General features: G+C 38.2%; 15 protein-coding genes. 11 read left to right on the top strand and 4 right to left on the bottom strand.

Going from position 1 to position 14,576, the window contains the following annotated elements; genetic code table 11:
* Positions 1-168 precede the first annotated feature (168 nt).
* The 9 genes from ADS77_RS07200 (at position 169) to ADS77_RS07240 (ending at position 9,632) form a co-directional block, all read left to right on the top strand.
* A complete protein-coding gene (locus tag ADS77_RS07200) occupies positions 169-1,002 on the top strand; it encodes a MipA/OmpV family protein (RefSeq protein ID WP_054205539.1) in 834 nt (277 codons plus the stop codon).
* Positions 1,003-1,013: 11 nt separating this feature from the next.
* Complete coding sequence (locus ADS77_RS07205; RefSeq protein WP_082355625.1) at positions 1,014-1,448, top strand: DUF3019 domain-containing protein; 435 nt, start codon at positions 1,014-1,016, stop codon at positions 1,446-1,448.
* Positions 1,445-2,164 (top strand): winged helix-turn-helix domain-containing protein, encoded by a 720-nt coding sequence (locus ADS77_RS07210; RefSeq protein ID WP_054205540.1) that lies wholly within the window; start codon positions 1,445-1,447, stop codon positions 2,162-2,164. Before ADS77_RS07205 ends, ADS77_RS07210 begins: the two co-directional genes overlap by 4 nt.
* Before the next feature lies 1 nt (position 2,165).
* Positions 2,166-3,458: an ATP-binding protein gene (locus tag ADS77_RS07215; protein ID WP_054453676.1), complete on the top strand. Its 1,293-nt coding sequence runs from the start codon at positions 2,166-2,168 to the stop codon at positions 3,456-3,458.
* A gap of 306 nt (positions 3,459-3,764) precedes the next feature.
* The gene (locus ADS77_RS07220) at positions 3,765-5,444 is read left to right on the top strand and encodes a phosphoethanolamine transferase (RefSeq protein ID WP_054453921.1); all 1,680 of its coding nucleotides are present in this window, start codon (positions 3,765-3,767) and stop codon (positions 5,442-5,444) included.
* Positions 5,441-7,144 (top strand): ShlB/FhaC/HecB family hemolysin secretion/activation protein, encoded by a 1,704-nt coding sequence (locus tag ADS77_RS07225; protein WP_054453680.1) that lies wholly within the window; start codon positions 5,441-5,443, stop codon positions 7,142-7,144. Before ADS77_RS07220 ends, ADS77_RS07225 begins: the two co-directional genes overlap by 4 nt.
* A 29-nt stretch (positions 7,145-7,173) precedes the next feature.
* The gene (locus ADS77_RS07230) at positions 7,174-7,572 is read left to right on the top strand and encodes a diacylglycerol kinase (protein ID WP_054205617.1); all 399 of its coding nucleotides are present in this window, start codon (positions 7,174-7,176) and stop codon (positions 7,570-7,572) included.
* A 249-nt stretch (positions 7,573-7,821) separates the two neighbouring features.
* Complete coding sequence (erpA, locus tag ADS77_RS07235; RefSeq protein WP_054205543.1) at positions 7,822-8,160, top strand: iron-sulfur cluster insertion protein ErpA; 339 nt, start codon at positions 7,822-7,824, stop codon at positions 8,158-8,160.
* Positions 8,161-9,386: 1,226 nt separating this feature from the next.
* Positions 9,387-9,632, top strand: coding sequence for a helix-turn-helix domain-containing protein (locus ADS77_RS07240; protein ID WP_054205544.1), 246 nt, complete (start codon positions 9,387-9,389; stop codon positions 9,630-9,632).
* A 96-nt stretch (positions 9,633-9,728) separates the two neighbouring features.
* Here ADS77_RS07240 and ADS77_RS07245 read toward each other — a convergent pair whose 3' ends face one another.
* The 4 genes from ADS77_RS07245 to ADS77_RS07260 are packed head-to-tail and all read right to left on the bottom strand — an operon-like array spanning position 9,729 to position 13,499.
* A complete protein-coding gene (locus ADS77_RS07245) occupies positions 9,729-11,120 on the bottom strand; it encodes an AmpG family muropeptide MFS transporter (protein WP_054453682.1) in 1,392 nt (463 codons plus the stop codon).
* Positions 11,121-11,170: 50 nt separating this feature from the next.
* Positions 11,171-11,791, bottom strand: a complete 621-nt coding sequence (locus tag ADS77_RS07250; protein WP_054205546.1) for a peptidylprolyl isomerase — start codon at positions 11,789-11,791, stop codon at positions 11,171-11,173.
* Between the two features lie 2 nt (positions 11,792-11,793).
* Positions 11,794-12,345, bottom strand: a complete 552-nt coding sequence (locus ADS77_RS07255) for a YajG family lipoprotein (RefSeq protein WP_212760619.1) — start codon at positions 12,343-12,345, stop codon at positions 11,794-11,796.
* Positions 12,346-12,350: 5 nt separating this feature from the next.
* Positions 12,351-13,499, bottom strand: coding sequence for a methyltransferase (locus ADS77_RS07260; RefSeq protein ID WP_054205548.1), 1,149 nt, complete (start codon positions 13,497-13,499; stop codon positions 12,351-12,353).
* A gap of 42 nt (positions 13,500-13,541) precedes the next feature.
* Here ADS77_RS07260 and ADS77_RS07265 point away from each other — a divergent pair, with 42 nt between their 5' ends.
* The gene (locus tag ADS77_RS07265) at positions 13,542-14,141 is read left to right on the top strand and encodes an alpha-ketoglutarate-dependent dioxygenase AlkB family protein (protein ID WP_054453685.1); all 600 of its coding nucleotides are present in this window, start codon (positions 13,542-13,544) and stop codon (positions 14,139-14,141) included.
* 59 nt (positions 14,142-14,200) lie between these two features.
* Positions 14,201-14,512, top strand: coding sequence for a BolA family protein (locus ADS77_RS07270; protein WP_054205550.1), 312 nt, complete (start codon positions 14,201-14,203; stop codon positions 14,510-14,512).
* Positions 14,513-14,576 lie beyond the last annotated feature (64 nt).

The following is a 14,576-nucleotide window of genomic DNA, read 5'->3' on the forward strand; positions in this document are numbered from 1 at the left end:
GTTTTTGTACATTGATTAGATTAAATGCATCGTTTATTATTTCGGGACTAGTTTTATAAAAAATAACAAAGCCTACATTTTGTTACAAACGCAGCATCTTGATACGTTTTTTTGATTATCAAAGAATATAATGAATGGGTGATTAATCAATAAGGAAGTCGGCGCGTAATGTGTTTATCTGTCAAACATCTCCTATCTGCAGTTGTTTTATCTTTTTTGTGTTCATCTTTTAGTTATGCCGCAGATTTAACCAGAGAAATAAGTCTAAATATTGATCAAGGTAGTGCCCCTGAGAACTTCTTTGAAGTTGGTTTAAGCTTGAGCACATTTAATCGTTCAACGATTAATGCTCATGACGACGATCTCGACCTCGGTACCACACTCATTGGCAGTTATAATTGGCACAACTTCTTTATCGACTTTGCTAACCAAGCACCTGACTCGCTTGTCTTTGGCTACACAGCTTACGCTGAAAATAATTGGTCATTTGATATTGTTTTTACCGGGCCGGGAACAGGTTTAAGAAAAAAAGAGAATCAAGTTAATTTTGAAGGTATTGACGATCGAGATGTCAACACCATGCTCGGTGGTAGAGTAACGGGTTATATTGGTGAGAATGTTGTGCAATTCACTCTTAAGCAGGGTTTAACGAGTGAAAATAGCGGTACTATTGCCTCGGCTCTTATTGGGCGTAATTGGCAAGTGAGGAACTTGAATTTTCATGGCTTATTTGGATTGTCGTTTAGAGACGCTAAGCTCAATGATTATTATTATGGTGTGTCAGAAGATGAAGCCGCCCGAACTAATTTCAAACCATTTACAGGTAAATCAACACTTAATTTTGATTCGTCACTAGGAGTAACCTATCCACTTTCAGAAAGTTGGTTATTCCGCTCTGAAATATTTGTAGGGTCAGAGTTTGGGTACAACGAAAGCCCATTATTTAATAAGCAAAAAGACATTTATACTGGCATCAGTTCAAGCATTAGTTATGTATTTTAAGTGAGTAAATCATGATACTAACTAATCAAAAAAATCCACAGAGTAAAGTGTTTATATACTTAAGCTTATTGTTACTATGTCAACTGATTACGAATAACGCGTATGCTGCTAACCATACGTTACCTAATGAAAACAAATTGCTTGTGACGCCTAAGCGTTGTGTTGCACTGCGAAAAGGGCAGACGTGTTACCAGCAGGTCACGTTTAAATGGCATCAAGTAGAACTTGGGGATTATTGCTTAGTAGAGTTATCGACATTGCATAAATTAAAGTGCTGGACGAAAATAAATAATGGTGAATTTAGTTTTGATTTTCAATCAGATAAAACACGTCATTACGCCCTGCGAAAAAGCAAGCAAGACAGCAATCTCGCTACCGCGATTATCACTGTGTCATGGGTATTCGAATCCTCTAAACGGCCCAAATCAAGTTGGAAGTTATTTTGATTGAAGAAATACCCCGCCAGCACATCATGCTAGTTGAAGATGATATGTCATTGGCTGAATGGTTTAGTGATTATTTAACAGAGCATGGTTACTTAGTTACTTTGGTTAATCGAGGGGATGTAGCGGTTGAATTGATTAAGGCCGATATGCCAGAGCTTGTTGTGCTAGATATTATGTTGCCTGTAAAAGATGGTTTTGATGTGTGCAAAGAGGCTCGTAACTTTTATCAAGGACCCATTTTAATGATGACAGCCCGTGATGATGAAATGGACGAAATATTAGGGCTCGAATTAGGCGCTGATGATTATGTAACCAAACCGGTGAAACCGCGGGTATTATTATCTCGAATTAAAGCTTTACTACGGCGCGTAAAAACCAATGCTAACACAGCAAATGTAAGCGAAAACCAAATACAGCTTGGCCAGCTTAGTATTAATGCTAACTCTCGGGCAACTAAACTACACGGACAGTCTGTCGCTATTTCATCTAACGAATTTGATTTACTTTGGTATTTAGCGCAATCAGCGGGGCAAGTGGTTAATCGCACGGAATTGTTTCACCAGTTAAATGGTATTGACTATGATGGATTTGACCGCCGTGTTGATATTGTTATATCTAGATTACGTAAAAAGCTTGGTGATGACGCCAATAATCCATACAGGATCAAAACCGTGTGGGGTAAAGGTTATTTGCTTGTAGCCGACGCTTGGTCTTAATGTGAAGAAATTAACATTCTCATTGGTTATCGCAATATTTACCGCCATCATCTTTTTAGGTTGGGGCTTAGATAGTTTTTTTAATGAATACCAAGATAAAAAGCACACGGATGAATTTAGCACTTATAAGCAAATAATTACCTCATTGGCGAATACACTTGAAAAAACCGACAACGTTGTACAATTTGTAGCAATGTGGCAACAGCAAAACCAACAGCAACTGACGTTAACGCCTTTAACTGAGTTTCCTTTACCAATTAGCTTAAGAGAAAGTTTTAATCAGGGGGATCCACTGGTTCTTGAATCAGCTGAGTTGATCACCGTGAATAAGCTATTACAGTCTCAGCAGCAAGTATTGACACTGGGTATCCCACAACAAGCCAAACAACAAGATAATCTTGCTCTACAAATAATTTTAACAACCGTATTTTATGCAGGGATTCTACTGTGTGCCTTCATTTGGCTCTACCCTTTAGTTAAGCGGTTACAGTTACTCAGAAGCACGGCAAAACGCTTTGGTGAAGGGGATTTCTCTGCTCGCATTAGGGTTTCAAACTCATCTTACATAGTTGATATTGAAAATGAGTTTAACTTTATGGCTGAACAGATAAACACGTTAATTAAAGATAATAAATTATTAAGTAATGCGGTGTCACATGATTTACGAACCCCGCTAGCGCGATTGCGTTTTGGTATTGAAGCCTTGGGTGAAACAAACAATCCAAAAAATAAAGAAAAGTATGTCCGTCATTTGAGTCGAGATATTCAAGAGATGGAAAACCTCGTTGCCGTTTTACTTAATTACGCCAGCTTAGAGCAAAAAATGATTAAAGTTAAACGTTTACCGCTTAATTTAAATACCTTGATAAAATCAGTTGTGTGCAGTCTCACTTCAAGCGATGTTTGCTCGGTTGCAATGGATATAACTGAATTAGCCAAGGAAAAAATAGTCATCGATGGTGATGAAAATTACTTATCTATGCTAATTAATAATCTACTGTCAAATGCACAGCAATATGCTACAAAGCAAGTAAAGATAACAACGCAGCAAACACGCAATAATGTGGTTATGTGTATTGCAGATGATGGCCCTGGTATTTCAAAAGAAATGCGCGAACAAGTATTTAAGCCCTTTACTCGAGGAGAAAGCAACGCTATACAGCAAGGTTATGGCATGGGGTTGGCAATCGTTGTGAGAGTTGCTGCGTGGCATGGTGGTAAAGTATCTATTAGCCAGTCAGAGCTATTAGGGGGAGCTAAGTTTACGGTGGTATTTAACCGAACACCAGCCTAATTAGACGAAAAACTCATCGTTATAAAGTACTTAACCTAAGTTTAGGGTGCTTACTCAGATACTGTATATCCAATACTCCCTTTAACAAGTTTAGCGGTTTAAATAGCTTTTTAGAGCATTGAATATAAACAAGTTGTTATCAAGTTAAATCCCTCAATAAAAGAGCTGAACACAACAAATTCCTACATAAAGCTACATTTTATAAATTTTTAATGTGTACCTGTACACATTACAACATCTTCATACAGCACTCATTTTTTCATCACGCTAAGCTATTTTCCTACAATGGAATTGGCTATAAAAATCATGCAAAAAAAAACATTTACTTATTTATTATCAAAATTTTACTTATTAAATGAATGGCTCGAAGAGGTTAAAAAACGACTTGTTGTTTCCCCTTTTATTTTATTGCTTGTCAGCTGTGTATTTATCGTTTTAATGGCGAATACGGTGTTCTTTGACAAGCTTGATGCTTTATATCCTTGGCAAGGAAATCTAAGTTTTATTATCTCGTTAAGCTTGCTGCTTTTTAGTCTGATTATTTTCGTTATGTTTGTTCTTAATATTTTGCTACCAGTCAAAATAGTGGTGTTGGTGATGCTATTGATTGCTGCAATGGTTGATTATTATGGCGTTGTGTTAGGGGTGCTGATAGATAAAACGATGATCCAAAATATTGTTGAAACGAATTTCGCTGAAGCACAAGAAATAGTTAATTTAGGGTTGTTCAGTAGAATCATTTTTATGGCGATTTTACCCGCAGCTCTATTGTTGTTAATTCAAGTGAAAAGAACTACTTGGCAACAGCGGTTACGTCAGCAAGTTTTGAGTATTACGGCGATTATGATGTTGATCCCCATACTTATCGCGCCTTTTAGTGCTCAATATACTAGCTTTTTTCGCCTACATAAGGAGCTGCGTTATTATACTAATCCTTTATATCCAATTTATTCAGCACTAGATTATTTAGCCGAACAAATCGTATCGGTAAACACCAAAGAGTTTAGAACTCTCACGACGAAAATAAGCAAAAGTAGCAGTACATTAAAGCCTAAATTAATGATTTTAGTGGTCGGTGAGGCGGTCCGAGCTGATCACCTTACTTTAAATGGCTATCCTCGTGACACAACGCCAAATATGTCAAAGCAAGTGGGGTTAATTAATTTTAGCCAAGTGAGCTCTTGCGGTACATCAACCGCTGTGTCTGTGCCTTGTATGTTTTCATTCTTCGGTCGCGATGATTTTACTGTGAGTGAGGCTAAGAGCACTCAAAATATCCTTGATGTACTCGCTGCAAGCTCAGTACGAGTAAGTTGGCGCGACAATAATTCTAGCTCAAAGGGGGTTGCTGATAGGTTGGCGTATCAAAGCTATCGCCGTTCAGAGGTTAATACACTATGTGATGTGGAATGCCGCGATGTTGGCATGTTGGTCAATTTACAGCAATACATTGACCAACAAACCCAAGACACACTGATTGTTTTACATCAAATGGGTAATCACGGACCTGCTTATTTTAAGCGTTATCCAGCTGATTTTGAATTTTTCACACCTGCTTGCGAATCGGCAGAGCTATCAGAGTGTAGCAAACACGAAATAGTTAATGCATATGACAATGCCATTCGTTATACGGACCATTTTTTGGCAGAAGTAATCAAACTTTTGCAAGCCAATGCTGCGCAATATAATACCGTGATGTTGTATGTCAGTGATCATGGCGAGTCTCTTGGTGAAAATGGGCTTTATTTGCATGGTATGCCTTATGCATTTGCACCGGATGCACAAACCCATGTGCCAATAATTTCTTGGTCTTCTGCGCCTTATATTGATATTGAAAAAACAAAATTGCACCAAGATCACGCTCATTCACATGATGCAATTGCCAATACACTCCTCTCGCTGTTTGAAGTAAAGGTCAATATAGCTGACGAGTTTAAAGTTACCCCGCCTCTTTTTTATCTAAAGCCAGAAGGGGGCAATAAATGAAAACTATAAGCTTGTTTTTGCGGCTACAGGTATGTGTATTTTATTTAGGGGGCGAGCTGAATAATTGTTTAAAAAAACTAACTAAGAAAAGCATTAAACTAAGCTTTATCATATTGTTTATTAATAGTATTACGATAAGTAGTCAGGAGGTTGAGTGTACAGCAGTTGCCGCTAGTGAAGAGCCATTTACGCTTGATAAGCTTACTTTTGTTAGTCACCCTTTGTTTGATGAAACACAATCCAATAGCTTTTATATACATAGCTTAGCGAATTGGTTACATATTAATACCCAGCAGCACGTTGTGAAAAAACTACTTCCTTTTGTACAAGCTGAAGTCATTTCTCGCGCGCAGTTTGTTGAGGCTGAACGTATTCTAAACCAATATTCATTCTTACGTAAAAGCCGAGTCAGCTTAGTCGCAGGTTGTGAGGACTCGCTAGAAAATGAACTTAAAGTTGAAACATGGGATACCTGGTCACTCGTACCGTATATCAGTTTTGGCCGACGAGCAGGCAATAATAAATATGCCTTTGGTTTTAAAGAAGATAACTTTCTCGGTCTAGGTATTCATGCTGGCGTACAATATAAAAAAGACCATTTGCGTTCAGGCTATCAAGTTACTTTCAGCATGCCGCTTAACTTTCCTAAGCAATCAACTCTAGAATTTGAGTTTGCTGATAACGATGATGGACAAAAGACCTATTTAGCTTATTCAAAGCCTTTTTATCAGCAATCATCAAAGCAGCAACATTCTGCATCGATATTCAAGGAGAATCGCCGCGACAGCATTTATCAAAACGGGACTTTAGCATGGCAATTTTCTCATGATGTTGACCAGTTTGCTCTGGCATATGGGCATTTAATTACCCAGCATAAATTAAGCGCCGTACGTATGCATTTTGGAATGAATAAAGAGCGACATCATTTTGAAAATTTAAACAGCACAATACTCACTGAGCTACCATCAGATAGAGGCTTTACCTTTCCTTGGATAGGCATGGAGTATAGCCAAGCAGACTATCAGACATTTTCTAATATTCGTTTTATTGATCATCGCGAAGATATTAATTTGGGCTGGCAATTGATGAGCAAAATAGGAGTGGATATTAGCTCATTAAATTCAGACGACAGCAAAGGTATTCACGTTGAAAATATTCTGTCAAAAGGTGTGCAATGGCAAAATACGCTCATCCTGCTCTCTACTAGTAATAAAGTTTATTGGCGCAAAGATCAACCCAATCATCAGGCGTTAGCTACTGAATTAGAGGTGTATCAATATCTAACCCCTCGTTGGGCTGGTTATTTTAAAGCGCAGTGGCGAGCAGAAAAAAATCAATATTACGATGAACCGCTTACTTTAGGTGGAGACACTGGAGTTCGTGGATATGCACAGCAATATCAACATGGTGACAATCTATGGTCAGCAACCGCAGAGCTACGTTACAACCCTCATTGGGAGTTGTATCAATTAGTCAATGTTGCTTGGGCGGCATTTGCTGATAGCGGTAAAGCATGGGGTGAATCATTTGCGACTAACAGTACTGATGAAACACTGCAGAGCATTGGCATTGGTGCAAGATTATTTTCATCACATTCAAGTGAAGGCAACGTGATCCATATGGATATTATAAAACCACTTACAACAGGTCGTAATGTGGATAGTTGGCAATGGCGCGTGCAAGTAAAGCAGAGCCTTTAAATTTATTTCAGTTAACAGAAGGAAAAGTGATGAAAAACGTCAATACGATACATAGTGTGAACAAACCAAACGGCAAAGGGTTTACTCGAATCATCAAAGCGACACATTGCTCATATAAAGGCGTGATAGCCGCATGGCAGCACGAATCAGCATTTAGACAGGAGCTTATTATGAGTATAATATTGCTGCCTTTTGCTGTTGTGTTGTCATCATCTATTAGCCATTTATTTTTATTGATCAGTAGTTTGGTATTTATTTTATTTGCCGAAATAATTAACTCAGCTCTTGAGGCGCTGGCTGATGCAGTAACATTAGATCACAATATATTGATTGGTCGAGCCAAAGACATGGGATCAGCTGCTGTTTTTATCGCGTTAGGTTTATTCTCAGCGGTGTGGGGATATGCCATTTACAGTTATTCATTTTAATAATGAGCAGTGTTTAAAGAGTAAACCACAAGCAGTGCTATTTTTGACTTAAAACGATGGGCGGTTACTTTAGGGCGTGTTAACCTTTCGTGATTTATTTTACAGCAGTGTGTTTGGAAATTTCAATCCACAAAGGTTAACACGCCCTAATCATTTATAGGTATTCGCGCTTAGTAAATAAACGCTATACTTGATTAAAACACTCGGGTATTAGATAATCCGATCAATGTAGGAATTGAGGGTCTTGGTATGTCAGAAGAATTACCGATTAAGTTTAGCGATGCAGCTGCGGTTCGTGTTAAACAGTTAATTGATGAAGAAGAAAACCCTGAACTAAAACTGCGTGTTTATGTAACCGGCGGTGGTTGTTCTGGTTTCCAGTATGGTTTTACTTTTGATGAAAAAGCAAACCCAGGCGATTTAGAGATCGTAAAAAATGGCGTCACCTTAGTGGTTGATCCAATGAGTATACAGTATTTGGTTGATGGTGTAGTTGATTACACTGAAGGACTTGAAGGCGCACGCTTTTTTGTTTCTAACCCAAATGCAACAACCACCTGCGGGTGTGGCGCTAGTTTCAGCGTTTAAATCGTTATTTGTATACGAAAGCCGCTTAATAGCGGCTTTTTTATTGCTTAAAATCTATAAAAAGTGGTAAACGCAAAGGTTATTATCGTAAAGCCTTCGATTTTTTATTACACCTAAAAGGAAGCGCTGGGCTGAAAATATTTACTCAGTAGCAAGACTCACAGGCAAAAGTAAATAGTCTGCGTAGGCTGATAAAGTTGTAAATTATAAAGCTTAGTGGCTCAAAATATAAAAACACTGTTATTTTACGGCAAATCAGAACTCGATAAATTGTGCTGTAGCATTTTGAATGATTGAGGTGATTACACTAGCGGAGATTGTTGTGAATAACAATATGATACTAATAGTCACTTATAATGTCTTACGCAGGCGCGGAAGCTTTGCTCGATTTTTACTTATTCTCACATGGATGTGAGCCAGTAGAATAACGCAGGAGCAGTTATCGAGCCCGCTAGGTTATAAACCTCGCGCCGCGATTAAATCGCCCCTAGATTGAGTAAATTTCAATCCACAAAGGTCAGCACGCTCCAAAGGTATTACAGATCAATATTGATTTATTTAATAGAACAATCGATTTTGGCACTCCTTCAACATAATAGTCAATACAACGAGCCAGTGCAGTGGCTGTGCAGGATTTAACCTTTGCCACCGTTTTAATCCTTATTTTACTCATTGCTTTTTAATGTTACGCGAGTGTAGTTAAGTGGAAATTGACTAAGTCACTCACTATTTATGGTGAGTGACTTGTATCATTAAAATAAAGAAACTTAATACAAGGGTCGAAAATACTAATATGTATATAAAGCCTTTTTTTCCCTGCTTGATTGGGACACCATTTTTGTTAAGAAAAAAGTACCAAATAACGCATAGGATAATAGGTAATAAAAACAGTAAACGAAACATTTCTTGTTCTCCGAGTTAAATATGTATTTTTGTTTGATTTTAAGTTGTTGATTTTTAGTGTTTAAATTTATTATCCTAAAAATAGTTTCATTATATAAATAATTTGTTACATTAAAGAGGAACGAATCATTAAATAGGTCTATTGTTGCTCATTTTGCAATTCATGTATTTCTTGTAATAACTCGTTCCTGTAAAAGGTTCTTTTTTGAAATTAGTTATTTCACATGAGTCTGAATAGTATATAATGTATCCAAGAGTGAGACGGGCAAAATTTCACTTTTAGACTAAATTAATTTTAAATCATCTAGTAGGAGATGTTTTTTATGATGGGTAAAACAGTTTCTTCAGAAGAAAACTCAAGATTGACTAAGTGGCTAAAAAGCAAACGCCATGAGAAAGGTCACACTATGCGTAGCCTGGCACAAGTACTAGGTACTCCGCATTCATTTATTGGTAAAATCGAAAATCAAGAGCGTCGCTTAGATGTAATTGAATTCTTGCGCTATTGTGATGCGTTAGAAGTTGACCCATATGAAGGGTTAGGTTTACTAAAAGAAGATCAGTTATAAAAGCTTAGCGCGTTGTTAAGCTGTTTATAATAGAAGTGCAAGGATGCACAGTATTTGTTTAATCCTTGCCCCATGTCATTTTAATTATCACCAGATCTAAATTTTCGTTCCGCTTTTACTATGATAACTGTTTTCTAATTGATAGAGCTTATGTCTTATTAGATATAAGAATATTAATGATGGTAGTACCATCAACGCCGTTAGAATAAAGAATAACGACCAATTTCCACCTAACCAATCATCAATCACTACACCACTGTAACTTGAAAGTAAGGTGCGCCCTAAATTCCCCAATGATGCTAATAATGCATAGTGAGTGGCACTAAATGCACGATCGCATAGCATAGATATAAACGCCACCATAGCGACTAGCGACCATGCTTGAGTGAAGCCATCAACAATAATAGCCATCGCATATAAGTGCTCTTGTGGGCCTGCTAGTGCGATCCATGAGAACATGAGGTTAGACGCTGCCATTGCAACACCACTAATAAATAAGCCTTTTACGATCCCGTATTTATGGTTAAAAATACTGCCTAAAAACGCAAAAACAATTGTAATTAAGCCTGTTCCTAATTTTGAGTAGTTTGCTATTTGTGTATTAGAAAAACCAACTTCTTTATAAAACACGATCGACATACGCGCTAAAAATGCTTCACCAATTTTAAATAAGAAGATAAAAGCAAGTAAGGCGAGCGCTGTTTTTACGCCATTGCGTGCAAAGAAGGTTTTAAATGGGTCGATCACAGTGACAGCCAACCATGCAAATATTTTTGACATATGGTTGTCGTGAGTGGATGCCAGTTTTGCTTGATAAATGCGTTCAAGCTCAGCGTGTACTGCTTCGCGGTTCGATTTCGGCTCTTTAGCCCAAAAAACACAACTCATAAGTAGCAACATTAACCCTGCTAAAAAGTAATAGACTTGTGGCCAGTCAATATTTGGCATATCAGCCATATAAAATGGAATTGCACCGAGTAGTGCATAACCACTCCACCAACCTGAGGTTGCCATAGCCGCAGCCGCAGTTGCTTTATGGCTTTCGTTTTCATCGAGGGTATCTATACGAAAAGCATCAATAGCGATATCTTGAGTGGCAGAAGCAATGGCAATGAGTAAACATAAAGCCGCAGCGATACCTAAATGCGCCGTAATATCGAGTCCTGCGAGCAAGATGACGCCAAGTAAAATAAAACACTGGCAAAATAAGATCCAACTGCGTCGTTGACCGAGCCAGTTATAAAGTAGAGGAAGTTTGACTCTATCGACCAAAGGGGACCATAAAAAGTTAATACTGTATGCGCCAAACACTATACCAAATAGACCGATCATACTTCTGCTAAGGCCCTCATCTTTGAGCCATGCTGACATAACAGAGCCGATGAGAACCCATGGAAAGCCGCTACTCATACCAAAAATGAATACGTTGATCAGACGTTTGTCTTTAAAGTAAGAAAAATATTCAGAAATAGATAAGTTGCTTTTCATAACGCCTTCATTGGCAAAGTTGTAGGGGCTGTGAGCCCCATGATTAAGTATTACAGAGGAGTGGGCTCTAATACGGCAATATTTAAAATAATAATGGGCTCTTTAGGCACAAAATCATAACCAATTTTTTCATTAAAACCGGTTTCAACTTGCATAATTTTATCGAGTGTTTCGTATCCATCCATCACCATGCCAAATACTGAAAAACCCCATTCTCTACCAGGGTTTAAATGATCATTATCATCCATATTGAAAAAGAACTGGCGAGTCCCTGAGTGTGGCTGACGATCTTGATAAGCCATAGCAATGCTGTACATATCGTTTTTTGAACCGTTACCGCTTTCGTTAAAAATTGGCTCACCTTCATAAACGCCATCGTACTCTTTATCGTAGCCACCGCCTTGTATTACAAAGTCACGTTCGTTTTCAACGTCACGTTCTACTCGGTGGAATACAGTGCCTTTATAGCTGCCGTCCATTACATAGGTGAGAAAGTTATTAACTGTAATTGGCGCTTTTGAGCGATCCATTTCAATAATTACTTTTCCCATTGTGGTCGTGATTTCCACGCGTGGAAACATATTATCTTTTTGCACAAAACGTCCCTCAGTCGCAGCAATGGGGTTTTGACTAAACACTAATAATGCACATAATAAAAATAGACGTTTCATACTTAACCTTCTAAAAATGCGAGTAATTCAGGATCTGATACCATGCGTGTTATTAACTGCACAGTCAACTTATTGAGCTGACCTTCAACTTTAGCTCTGTCGTGACTTAGTGGGCCATCAAAATTGGCTGTACCGCGGTAAACTTTACTAAAATTACTATCGCTACGAATAACTCGCACGCCTAATTCAACTTTTGCATTGCTAGTGTGAGAAACCATTTTTTCGCTCACAACGGCTTGCAGGGTATGAATATCCACTTCAAAACGCGTGGTTGCAAGGTTCGAAATGCTGGCACCATTACGACTTAATGCGCTATCTAAGGCACTTTTTAATGATGCAGTCAGCCCTGGGCTGGCAATAGTTTGAGTTTTGTCTGATTTGATTAACTTTAAGGTGGCTGGATCGCCACGTAAATCAATCACACTGGTGCTCACGCTATTATTTATTGAGCTTAATTTCCCCCCTTGATAGACCGGGTTTAAGATCATCTGGTTAGGCTGACTACTACAGGCCGACAGTGCTAATAAAGCACAGCAAGGCAAAATGTATTTCATCACTTTTATAACATTCCATCATTTTTGGTTGCACTTAATACGACAAACTTTTTATTTGAACCGAGCAACTGACAATTACCAAACATGCGATTTAGTTTATCGTGATAGTCTAAATGGCGATTACCAATAATGCGTAATTCACCGCCATTTTTTAACGTATCCTTAGCTTGTTTAAACATTTGCCATGCGATGTGATCGGTAACCGCTTGCGCTTGATGAAAAGGCGGATTACATAGCACGATATCAACACTTTCACGTTCAAAACCAGTTAAGCAATCGTTTTCGATGAATGCACATTGTTCAAACTTGTTTTCCATATTTAGCTCAACGGTTAAACGTGCTGATTCAACAGCCATATATGACTCATCAACAAACGTGACTTCTGCATTAGGGCAGCGTGATAAAGTCATTAAACCAACAACACCGTTACCACAGCCCAAATCAATAATACGTTTAGCTTTATTGGTTTGCGGTAAGTAATCAAAAAAGAATCTTGCACCAATATCCAGCGAGTCACGAGAGAACACATTCGCATGATTACTAATGGTAAAATCAGTTCCCTCAAGAGGCCAGCTCACAGGGAAGTCTGCAGGCTTATAACCGCCTTGTGCTTGGCTAATTACCAAACGTGATTTTTTCACAGCTAAACTGGTTTTTGTTTCACCAATAAATTGTTCAAATGCTTTAATGGTCGAGTTATGTACATCTTTCGTTTTAGCTGCACCAATAACCGGTGTTCCTGGTGCAAGCACTTCACTGAGTTCTGATAGCTGGTATTGTAAAAAAGCTAATGTGCGCGGCACTTTTAAAATAACTAAGTCAACTTGTTCAGGCAAAGCAGATAAACTATCTAGCTGGCTAAATGTTGTGCTTGGAATTTTATTTTCTGCTAAATTATATGCCGCTGCTTGGTGACTAATATAAGAGTCGTTTACTGAACAAACTGTTAACTGTTGTTTGCTAAAATAACAAGATAACGCGCCAAAGCTATCATTTAGGATCAGCAAAGATCGACAATCAGGATAATGCTCCGTAACATAGTCAATTAGGTACTCGTCAGCAGAATCCCAAGCTTGTAAGCTGCGATTTTTTTGATCGAGAGGAAAACGTTCAAGAGTAAATTTTTTATCGCCGAACTGTGCTTGCGTGGTCATAATAGTTAGTGATCAGTAATCAAATGATAGGTAAATTCTAACATGCAACGGCCAAACGCCAACCCCCAACAGTTACCAAATGGCTTTTCTTATCAAAGAATGACGCTGAGTGCGCAAAAAAGTCTCAATTTATTCTATCATTTACAGCAAAATTTACCTTGGCAACAACCTAGTACAACAGTATATGGACGAACAGGCCCAATACCGCGCTTACAATGCTTTATCAGTGATAATGAGATTGAATATGGGTACTCACACAGTAAATTAATTATCGAGCCTTGGCCTGTTGTTTTATTAGCTATGCGAGAACGTTTAGAGCGTCATTTAAAGCAGCCTTTAAATTCATTACTTGTTAATTATTACCGCGATGGTTGCGATACGATGGGCTGGCACAGTGATGACGAAATTGAACTAGGCCCAAAGCCAACAATCGTTTGTGTTTCACTTGGCGCCGAGCGGGTGCTAAAGCTTAAGCATAAAGCGACAAATAAAGTAACTGACTTAAAGTTACACAGCGGCAGTACTTTAATAATGCATGGCGATAGTCAGCGTGATTACCAACACGCCATACCAAAACAAACAACCTTAGCTCACCCCCGTATAAGTTTGACTTTTAGATACATTTTACCAACGCCTAGCTAGCCAATTTATAGGCTTACTTGTTATAGTGAACCTATAAACATGTTTTTAAGTGACTAATTATGTCAATGCAACAGCAAATTGAAACCAAACTAGCAGATGCGATTGCTTGCAAGCATCTAAATGTAGTGAACGAAAGCCACATGCATAGTCGTGGTACTGACTCTCATTTTAAAGTTATAGTAGTCAGTGAAGAGTTTAGCGGTAAGCGTTTGCTGCAACGTCATCGTCAAATTAATGAGATTTTAAAAGATGAGTTGGCTAATCATATTCACGCATTGGCAATTCATACATTTACACCGACAGAATTTAGTGAACATAACGGCCAAGTTGCTGACTCGCCAAATTGTTTAGGTGGATCAAAATTAGATTAACGGCCAGGTCTGAGAGTAACTATTACTGATCAGACCTGTATTTTTACAATTAGCCTTTAAACTA

It is taken from the genome of Pseudoalteromonas porphyrae (assembly GCF_001298125.1).
GTDB lineage: Bacteria > Pseudomonadota > Gammaproteobacteria > Enterobacterales > Alteromonadaceae > Pseudoalteromonas > Pseudoalteromonas neustonica.

Coding starts and splice junctions, on each gene's coding strand:
- ADS77_RS07220 (WP_054453921.1), top strand. CDS start 3,765: ATGCAAAAAAAAACATTTACTTATTTATTATCAAAATTTTACTTATTA.
- ADS77_RS07260 (WP_054205548.1), bottom strand. CDS start 13,499: ATGACCACGCAAGCACAGTTCGGCGATAAAAAATTTACTCTTGAACGT.
- erpA (WP_054205543.1), top strand. CDS start 7,822: ATGTCAGAAGAATTACCGATTAAGTTTAGCGATGCAGCTGCGGTTCGT.
- ADS77_RS07225 (WP_054453680.1), top strand. CDS start 5,441: ATGAAAACTATAAGCTTGTTTTTGCGGCTACAGGTATGTGTATTTTAT.
- ADS77_RS07250 (WP_054205546.1), bottom strand. CDS start 11,791: ATGAAACGTCTATTTTTATTATGTGCATTATTAGTGTTTAGTCAAAAC.
- ADS77_RS07240 (WP_054205544.1), top strand. CDS start 9,387: ATGATGGGTAAAACAGTTTCTTCAGAAGAAAACTCAAGATTGACTAAG.
- ADS77_RS07265 (WP_054453685.1), top strand. CDS start 13,542: ATGCAACGGCCAAACGCCAACCCCCAACAGTTACCAAATGGCTTTTCT.
- ADS77_RS07205 (WP_082355625.1), top strand. CDS start 1,014: ATGATACTAACTAATCAAAAAAATCCACAGAGTAAAGTGTTTATATAC.
- ADS77_RS07200 (WP_054205539.1), top strand. CDS start 169: ATGTGTTTATCTGTCAAACATCTCCTATCTGCAGTTGTTTTATCTTTT.
- ADS77_RS07245 (WP_054453682.1), bottom strand. CDS start 11,120: ATGAAAAGCAACTTATCTATTTCTGAATATTTTTCTTACTTTAAAGAC.
- ADS77_RS07255 (WP_212760619.1), bottom strand. CDS start 12,345: ATGAAATACATTTTGCCTTGCTGTGCTTTATTAGCACTGTCGGCCTGT.
- ADS77_RS07270 (WP_054205550.1), top strand. CDS start 14,201: ATGTCAATGCAACAGCAAATTGAAACCAAACTAGCAGATGCGATTGCT.
- ADS77_RS07230 (WP_054205617.1), top strand. CDS start 7,174: ATGAAAAACGTCAATACGATACATAGTGTGAACAAACCAAACGGCAAA.